Source organism: Alphaproteobacteria bacterium (genome assembly GCA_019746225.1).
Lineage (GTDB): Bacteria > Pseudomonadota > Alphaproteobacteria > Paracaedibacterales > VGCI01 > VGCI01.
Genome location: JAIESE010000007.1, coordinates 1 through 8,121 on the forward strand (window position 1 = coordinate 1; position 8,121 = coordinate 8,121).

The following is an 8,121-nucleotide window of genomic DNA, read 5'->3' on the forward strand; positions in this document are numbered from 1 at the left end:
GCTTTAGAAACAACTCCATTAGAAAGCATCCATCGTCGGTTCGGCGCTCGGATGGCTCCTTTTGCGGGTTATAGTTTGCCCATTCAATATCCAACCGGCATCGTCAATGAACATCACCACACCCGAAGTGCGGCTGGACTGTTCGATGTATCCCACATGGGCGTGCTGGAGATAGAAGGAGAGCAAGCGACAAATGCGTTGGAGCGCCTCATACCATGTGATCTTTTTGAAATGTGTCCCGGTCAAATGCGTTATGGCGTATTTATGTTGGACACAGGCGGCATTTTGGATGATCTTTTGATCACCCGTAGACAGAACGGCTATTTGTTGGTGGTCAATGCAAGCCGGAAGGTCGAAGATCTTGCCTATTTACAAGAACATTTGGGCGAACAGACTCCTATACGCGTTTGGGAAAATCCTGTCATGGTGGCTCTCCAGGGCCCTAAAGCCGCTTTGGTTTTGGGACGCTTCTTTGCTGAAGTATTGTCAATGCCCTTTATGACAGCGAAGGGATTTGGGAATATTTGGATCAGTCGATCAGGGTACACTGGGGAAGACGGATTTGAAATACTGATGCCTGCTGAAGATGGGATTTCATTGACGGAGAAGCTATTGGAGGCGCCTGAAGTAAAGCCAATTGGGTTGGGCGCTCGAGATTCTTTGCGTCTTGAGGCTGGATTGTGCCTTTATGGCCATGAACTGAACGAAGATATTACACCGGTCGAAGCCGGAATTTCATGGTCAATTGGTAAACGACGTCGTCAAGAAGGAGGGTTCTTAGGGGCCGATAACATTTTATCACAGCTCGCTCATGGTCCCTCCCGGCGACGGGTCGGTCTTGTCTTAGAGCCCGGTGGCATTGCTCGAGAAGGGGCAGAAATTCAAGCCCTTGAAGGCAAAGCTATCGGACAAGTGTCAAGCGGGGGTCATAGTCCGACATTAGGCCATCCTATAGCTATGGGGTATGTTGAGTCGGGTTTCGCATCTGTTGGTGGGGACGTTTTGATACAAATTCGGGGACAGGCTCGGGCAGCAAAAGTTGTGAAAATGCCTTTTGTTCCACATTCATATTATAAAAACTAAAAAGGAAGAAGATATGAAATATACAGATCAGCATGAATGGATTCACATCGATGGAGATGTTGGTACAGTTGGTATTACAGACTATGCGGCCCATCAACTAGGTGATGTTGTTTTTACAGAACTGCCAGCGGTTGGCAAACTATTAACTCAAGGAGCCGAAGCTGCAGTTGTGGAATCTGTCAAAGCCGCAAGTGAACTATATGCGCCTGTAAGTGGGCAAGTGGTTGAGGTCAACTTGGCCTTGAGTATGCAACCAGACCTTGTTAACACAGATCCCATGGGGGCTGGGTGGTTCTTTAAAATCAAACTCTCAAACCCCCTTGAACTTGACGGTTTGATGGAAAAATCTACTTATGAGTCATTTACAAAACAGGGTCACTAAATGCGGTACTTAGCTCATACACAAAAATCTCGCAAAGATCTACTTAAGGCCATTGGGGTTTCAAGTGTAGATGATTTATTTGAAGATGTTCCGCGGTCAGCGCGTCTGACATCCTTGCTTGATTTGCCACTACATCAAAGTGAATGGGCTGTGGAGGGGGCGTTTCGAACACTTGCTGCCAACACTCAGCAAGCAGGTGACAGGCCATGTTTTTTAGGGGCTGGGGCTTATTATCACCATGTACCAGCGGCTGTAGATCATTTGATACAACGCGGGGAATTTCTAACTTCTTATACCCCCTATCAGCCAGAGATTTCTCAAGGAACGCTTCAGTATCTATTTGAATTTCAAACGCAAGTTACCCTTCTGACGGGAATGGAAGTGGCCAATGCCTCGATGTATGACGGGGCAACAGCCACCGTTGAAGCCGTTATGATGGCGAATCGCGTAACGGGGCGTAAAAAAGCTCTCTTATCTGACGGGTTGCATCCTCATTATCAAGATGTGATTCATACCTATGCACGGTTTTGTGGCTTTTCGACCGATGTATTGACTGAGGGGAAAGATTTTACGGACGACATATCCTGTGTTGTCGTTCAATATCCAGATTTTTATGGAAATGTAGAAGATTTTCGAACTTTATCAACGGCATGTCATGCCAAGGGCATATTGCTCATCGTCGTTGTTACTGAAATTGTGGCTTTGGGATTGCTCATGCCGCCGGGAGAAATAGGGGCGGATATCGTCGCCGGAGAAGGCCAGTCATTGGGGTGTGGTCTTAATTTTGGGGGCCCCACGGTTGGATTGTTTGCTACCTTAGAAAAGTATGTTCGTCAAATGCCGGGGCGCGTTGTGGGGCAAACCGTTGATAAGGAAGGTACACGAGGATGGGTTTTAACCCTGTCAACCCGAGAACAGCATATCCGCCGAGAAAAGGCGACAAGCAACATCTGCACAAACTCTGGATTGTGTGCTTTAGCCTTCACGATTCACTTAAGCCTTTTAGGGGAGTTAGGGCTTCAAAGACTTGCTAAACTAAACCATCAAAAAGCGATCAGTTTGGCAAACGCCTTGTCCAAAATTTCTGGCATTAAGGTTTTGAATAAGACTTTCTTTAACGAGTTTACTGTTCGATTACCAGTTGATGCTCAAGGGGTCGTGGAGCATTTGGCGAGCCTTGGTATTTTAGGGGGCATTCCCGTCTCTAGGCTTCTGCCAGGTCAGCGTCCCAATGACTTACTTGTTGCTGTGACAGAAACTGTAACCGATGCTCATCTACAACAGTTTGTTAAAGCTTTAGAGGCTGCCTGTGCCAGCAAAAGGGTGTAACATGACCCACTCCCAAGCGATTCACCATTCCAATGCAAAGAAATCAGACCAGGATATATCGATGACGGATCAACAAATGGATACTTTTACAGGAAATCGGGGCCTCGTTCTTGAGGAAGGGTTAATTTTTGAACAAGATACACCTGGATTGACAGGGGTTGATTGGCCGGAAATTGAGTTGTCAGAGAATCGACTGGGCGGCCTGATGCGAAGAAGCATTGGATTGCCAGGATTGTCTGAGCCTGAGGTTGTGCGTCACTACACCCGTTTAAGTCAGAAAAATTACGCCATAGATACAGGGTTATACCCCTTGGGGTCGTGCACAATGAAGCATAATCCTCGCCTCAATGAAAAAGTCGCTCGATTTTTCAGCGATGTACACCCCATGCAGCCCATTTCAAGTGTTCAAGGGGCCTTGGAGGTCATTCATGAGCTGGCACACTGGTTAATGCAATTGACGGGGCTCCCAGCCGTGGCCATGACGCCGGCGGCTGGTGCTCATGGGGAGCTTTGTGGGATGATGACCATAAAGGCGGCCCTAGAAGCCAGAGGGGAACACCGGACCCTCGTCTTGGTGCCAGAATCAGCCCATGGGACCAATCCAGCAACCGCGGCAGCTTGCGGCTTTATAGTCCATACCATTCCAGCCAATGATCGGGGACGGGTGGATTTAACAGCCCTGAAGGCGGCATTGACGAAGGACGTTGCCGCCATTATGCTGACCAATCCCAACACATGTGGGTTATTTGAGGACGAAATAGTGGAAATTGCCCAAGCGGTTCATAATGTGGGCGCTTTCTTCTACTGCGATGGCGCTAATTTCAATGCTATTGTCGGCAAGGTTCGCCCTTCTGATTTGGGCATCGACTGTATGCATATTAATCTGCACAAGACTTTCTCGACACCCCATGGAGGTGGTGGGCCGGGAAGTGGTCCTGTGGTGCTTTCTGAGGCCTTGGCGCCCTTTGCTCCCATCCCTTATGTTGTCAAGCAGGCCAATGGTCAACTGCTCTTGAAAGAACACCTGGAAGATGCTCCCGAATCGATTGGAAGGCTGAAGGGGTTCCATGGTCAAATGGGCATGTTTGTGAGGGCTCTGGCGTACATGATGAGCCATGGCGCTGATGGATTGCGACAGGTGGCCGAAGATGCGGTTCTCAATGCCAATTATATCCTTTCCCAGCTCAAAGGCGTTATGACGGCTTCATTTGAGGGCCCTTGTATGCACGAGGCTCTTTTTGATGAGCGGTTCCTCAAAGGAACAGGCGTTACCACCTTAGATTTCACCAAGGCCCTCATTGATGAAGGGTTTCACCCCATGACGATGTACTTTCCCCTCGTGGTTAGTGGGGCTCTGTTGGTTGAGCCGACGGAATGTGAGAGCAAAGCAAGCCTCGATTTATTTATAGGGACCATGAAGCACCTGGTGACCCTGGCTAAAGAGGGGCAGACGGAACATTTTGCCGAAGCGCCCCGCTACACGCCCCGCCGTCGCCTTGATGAAACCCGTGCCGCCCGTCAGCATGTCTTGCGCTGGGTGCGGGGGGAATGAGGCTATCTCAATGATTGGGTAATAATATTCCGCTTTTAAAGGATTCCAACTTCAAGGTGTCATTGTGCTTTTTACCTCTCCCCTTGTGGGAGAGGTCGACCCATACGTAGGCGAAGCCGAAGTAAGGGGCGGGTGAGGGGTGTATATTAGCAGGTCCTTATCTTTAAATTTCCTTTATGCAACATACCCCTCACCCGCCGTTTCGCTAGGCTCACTGGCGACCTCTCCCACAAGGGGAGAGGTCAAGTACAGTAATTGCTTAATTTGTTCCATAGGGTTTGCGGGAAGGAAATATTAGAACTTGGATTGTTATTAAGGTAGCACTTATTTTTGATACCCATAAAAAAAGGCAGACTCGAAAGCCTGCCTTTTTCCTGCGTAGTATAGGGTGCCTTAGAATGCGGCTCTGAATCGGATACCGATCCGTTCTTCTCGTCCGTAATCGTAGTCTTCGATATGGAGAGCAAAGATACGCATTTCCCACGTTTTGCTTAAGTTAAAGTGGACTGCAGGCCCGACTTGGTAGAACATGTTCCGACGACCCGTATCTGGCTTTTGGATGCCAGGGCGCGCTCCTGAAAAGAAGCGGTGGTCGGCTTCAACGTGCAAGAAGGCATTCCAAAAATGGCTGTCAGGCTTATATTTGAAGCGAGCGGACAAAAGCATAGCCGCATATTCAAAGTGACGCGTTGCGTAGAAGTTTGTTTGACTGTCGATAACGCTGCGATACCGTTGGTTGGTATAATAGACACCACCACGGACCGTTGTGCTAAATTTACCTTCTTCTTTGCTGAGCCAGGTGGCATAGGCACCAGCTGTTGGTGTGAAGACTTGGTTACGTGCACGATTGTAAACACCCGTGTTTGTTTTAGAATAACCATTTAGATCTTCGATATATCCACCGATTTGGCCTGTAAGAAGCCATTGGGGGCTCACAAAATAGTTAACATAAGGCATAAGTCCTGTCACTTTACCAACCGTTTTTGCTTCAACGGTATTGTTTCTCAATTGTGTGAAAATATAGTGGTTGTACGTATAGGTCGCAATCAATCCATATCCGACTTCTGGTCTTGGATAATGTTCATAGGCCATAAACGTATATAATGGGGTAGAGTGATAGGGGCTTATCGGATCTGAGTTATGATAAGTTCCGATGTCTTGGCTGATGTAAAAGCGATTTTTAACATGAGCTTTAATTTGCTCTTGGGTAAGGATTGAGGGGGTTCCGGGAACGGTAGCTGTTATTGTGCTTTGACTGGCAGAAGCTGCCATAGCAAAACTGCAGTATAGCCCCAAAGCTGCCGCTGTTTTGAAAGATCTTGTTAACATAAAAATACCTCCTAAAATCATGAAAATGAACACTCAGTTTTTACGTTAGCACAGTTTTTTTAAAATTTTAATAAATATTTTTATATGTAAATTTAAACATAATAGAAAAATGTATCCCTCACAAGGAGCTGTTTTTATTGTATAATATAGAATTATGAAAATGGCAGTTTGCTGGCCTAGACATAGGTTAACATCAATGGTTTGTCAGGAATGACCCTGTTCGTGTCAGATCTTGTTCATCAAAATCTATGCAGTATGGATCATTTTATAAAGGAATACCAAGGGTTGGAAGAAGATAGATAAAAAATAGTTTATTGAGGGAATAGGATAAAGAATGAATATTTTTATTAAAGAGTGTAGCCTTTATGCAACAAATTCTAAAGAGGGACCCCTAAATTGAGGAAGGAGAGCGCCAAGATGTAGCGCTCTCCTCTCTTTCTTATTATTGACCTTGGTTACCTACCACCGTGACAAGGTGGGGGAGGAGGTGAACAAGGTGGTGGTGGCGCATGGCATGGTGGGGGTGGTGGTGTATGACATGGCGGTGGTGGTGTATGACAAGGTGGTGGTGGTGTATGACAAGGTGGTGGGGGGCAAACGTGTGGTGGGGGTGCAACAGAAGCTACCCCCGATAGTCCCGTAACCTCAACAGGTTGTGGTTGTTGAGGAGGCGGTGGTTCTGCCGCAGTTCCTCGAGCCTGAGCCATTTGGCTTGCACCCATTGCTATAACGCCACAAAGAAGGACATATTTTAATATCCTCTTTGCTTTGCTCTTCGGTTGGTTGCATAGTTCTAGTATGTTATATTTCATGACAATCTCCTTTAAGTAAGTAATAAACATGTAAGACAAAGTCAACTTACGCTAGTTAATATATATTTATTAAAAACCATTTCAAGTACGTGACGAGTTTATTTTAAAATATATTAAAATTATACAATAGAAGTCTTGATTTACCTGGTTCTTATTTTTAAGGCAAAAGGAAAATACAGATAGGAGAGAATAAAGCAATTTACAGAGGAAGAGTCTAATACTTTGAATTTCAATTAGAAATGCTCTCTAAACCGCGGATGTTTCAGTGTCAGATAGGCCATGTTTAAGGTCAGCTCTGGCTACTTTTGCGAGATGTTCGTATTTTTCCTTGATAGCATCGAGTTGCTCTTGCGTCAGTTCCTCAAGATCTAATAAGGCATTGTGAGCGCCTTCATGGGCTCGAATGAGCTCATCAAGCTTAATTTGAAGCGCATTACTATCTCGGTTTTGGGTGTTCTGGATAAGAAAGACCATAATAAAGGTGACGATTGATGAGGTTGTATTCATGACCAGTTGCCAAGTATCCGAGTAACCGTAATAGGGGCCTGTAATCAGCCACAAGAGCACCATAGTGGATGCAAGAATAGCAGCAGACGGACGGCCTGATAATGTAGATATATAGTGGGAAAATTTAGCAAAGGGTTGGGTGATCTTCATAGTAATGTTTCCTTAATCGGTTTTTAGATTTTATAGATTACGATCCAATTTATTGGCATCTTCCCTCCATTAATTCTCGCCTATTCCCTTTTCTTTACCATTTATTAATCGCTCGATGTTGGACCGATGGGTCCAGAAAATGAGAAGGGCAATCGCCAAACAAAAGACAGCCATGGGTGGGGATACAACAAGGGCTGCGAATAAGGGGGCAAGAGCAAACATACACAAAGAGGATAGGGAAGAAATTTTGACGAATCGGGTGATGACGATCCACATAAACGTTGAAAATACTCCCAATGGCAGAGAAAGGGCCCAAAATACACCAAGAGCGGTGGCAACGCCTTTTCCACCTTGGTATTTCAGCCAAATGGGAAAGACATGGCCAATGACAGCAGCAAAAGCGATGCTTAAGAGAAGGATGCCTTCGATTCCCAGATAGCTGGCCCCCCACACAGGTAGAAATCCCTTGAAGAAATCAAAGAATAAAGTCGTTGCAGCTAGACCCTTTTGGCCGGTTCGAAGGACGTTTGTGGTTCCAATGTTGCCAGATCCTATTTTACGCACATCGACCCCACCAAAGATTTTTGTGAAAATCAGACCGTAGGGCACGGAGCCTGAGAGATAAGCAACCAGAATAAGTCCATATTGCATGATGTTAATCAATCCACTTCTTAGGGGGCAAGTCTAATACCCAGTCAAAAAATTGCATAGCGATGCGATTGTTTACTGAAGACTCTGCATTTTGCAAAATGACGATTCCAACTTGTTGGTCAGGTAGGAATGCAACCGTGTTACAGAATCCCCGAATCCACCCACTATGGAACACAACGGGGTGATCGGCAAACATCATATGTCTCCAGCCCAGTCCATATTGTGTTTTGGAGATGCGATCCCGGTGCTTTTGACTGCGTTGCCATTGATCGGGTGTGTGAATGATGGGCGTGATAAATTGCTCGAGGTCTTGGGTTGAGACTACA

9 protein-coding genes are annotated in these 8,121 nt (G+C 46.1%); 4 read left to right on the plus strand and 5 right to left on the minus strand.

Annotated features, from left to right (window positions below):
• The 4 genes from gcvT to gcvPB form a co-directional block, all read left to right on the plus strand.
• A partial coding sequence (gcvT, locus tag K2Y18_00870) for a glycine cleavage system aminomethyltransferase GcvT (GenBank protein ID MBX9804286.1) occupies positions 1 to 1,083 on the plus strand: 1,083 nt, incomplete at its 5' end.
• Between the two features lie 13 nt (positions 1,084 to 1,096).
• On the plus strand, positions 1,097 to 1,465 hold the full coding sequence (gcvH, locus tag K2Y18_00875) for a glycine cleavage system protein GcvH (GenBank protein ID MBX9804287.1): 369 nt from the start codon (positions 1,097 to 1,099) through the stop codon (positions 1,463 to 1,465).
• The gene (gcvPA, locus tag K2Y18_00880) at positions 1,466 to 2,794 is read left to right on the plus strand and encodes an aminomethyl-transferring glycine dehydrogenase subunit GcvPA (protein MBX9804288.1); all 1,329 of its coding nucleotides are present in this window, start codon (positions 1,466 to 1,468) and stop codon (positions 2,792 to 2,794) included.
• Positions 2,795 to 2,855: 61 nt separating this feature from the next.
• Positions 2,856 to 4,346, plus strand: coding sequence for an aminomethyl-transferring glycine dehydrogenase subunit GcvPB (gene gcvPB, locus K2Y18_00885; protein MBX9804289.1), 1,491 nt, complete (start codon positions 2,856 to 2,858; stop codon positions 4,344 to 4,346).
• Positions 4,347 to 4,739: 393 nt separating this feature from the next.
• Here gcvPB and K2Y18_00890 read toward each other — a convergent pair whose 3' ends face one another.
• From K2Y18_00890 to K2Y18_00910, 5 genes are all read right to left on the minus strand, one after another.
• Positions 4,740 to 5,675 (minus strand): hypothetical protein, encoded by a 936-nt coding sequence (locus tag K2Y18_00890; GenBank protein ID MBX9804290.1) that lies wholly within the window; start codon positions 5,673 to 5,675, stop codon positions 4,740 to 4,742.
• Positions 5,676 to 6,130: 455 nt separating this feature from the next.
• Complete coding sequence (locus K2Y18_00895; GenBank protein MBX9804291.1) at positions 6,131 to 6,487, minus strand: hypothetical protein; 357 nt, start codon at positions 6,485 to 6,487, stop codon at positions 6,131 to 6,133.
• A 246-nt stretch (positions 6,488 to 6,733) separates the two neighbouring features.
• Complete coding sequence (locus K2Y18_00900) at positions 6,734 to 7,144, minus strand: low affinity iron permease family protein (GenBank protein MBX9804292.1); 411 nt, start codon at positions 7,142 to 7,144, stop codon at positions 6,734 to 6,736.
• Between the two features lie 69 nt (positions 7,145 to 7,213).
• The gene (gene plsY / locus K2Y18_00905) at positions 7,214 to 7,795 is read right to left on the minus strand and encodes a glycerol-3-phosphate 1-O-acyltransferase PlsY (GenBank protein MBX9804293.1); all 582 of its coding nucleotides are present in this window, start codon (positions 7,793 to 7,795) and stop codon (positions 7,214 to 7,216) included.
• Between the two features lie 4 nt (positions 7,796 to 7,799).
• Positions 7,800 to 8,121 (minus strand): serine hydrolase (locus K2Y18_00910; protein ID MBX9804294.1); only part of this gene is annotated, 322 nt, incomplete at its 5' end.

Excerpts from the sequence above, each read along its gene's own strand:
- gcvH (MBX9804287.1), top strand. The coding sequence starts at position 1,097 with ATGAAATATACAGATCAGCATGAATGGATTCACATCGATGGAGATGTT.
- gcvPA (MBX9804288.1), top strand. The coding sequence starts at position 1,466 with ATGCGGTACTTAGCTCATACACAAAAATCTCGCAAAGATCTACTTAAG.
- gcvPB (MBX9804289.1), top strand. The coding sequence starts at position 2,856 with ATGACGGATCAACAAATGGATACTTTTACAGGAAATCGGGGCCTCGTT.
- K2Y18_00890 (MBX9804290.1), bottom strand. The coding sequence starts at position 5,675 with ATGTTAACAAGATCTTTCAAAACAGCGGCAGCTTTGGGGCTATACTGC.
- K2Y18_00895 (MBX9804291.1), bottom strand. The coding sequence starts at position 6,487 with ATGAAATATAACATACTAGAACTATGCAACCAACCGAAGAGCAAAGCA.
- K2Y18_00900 (MBX9804292.1), bottom strand. The coding sequence starts at position 7,144 with ATGAAGATCACCCAACCCTTTGCTAAATTTTCCCACTATATATCTACA.
- plsY (MBX9804293.1), bottom strand. The coding sequence starts at position 7,795 with ATGCAATATGGACTTATTCTGGTTGCTTATCTCTCAGGCTCCGTGCCC.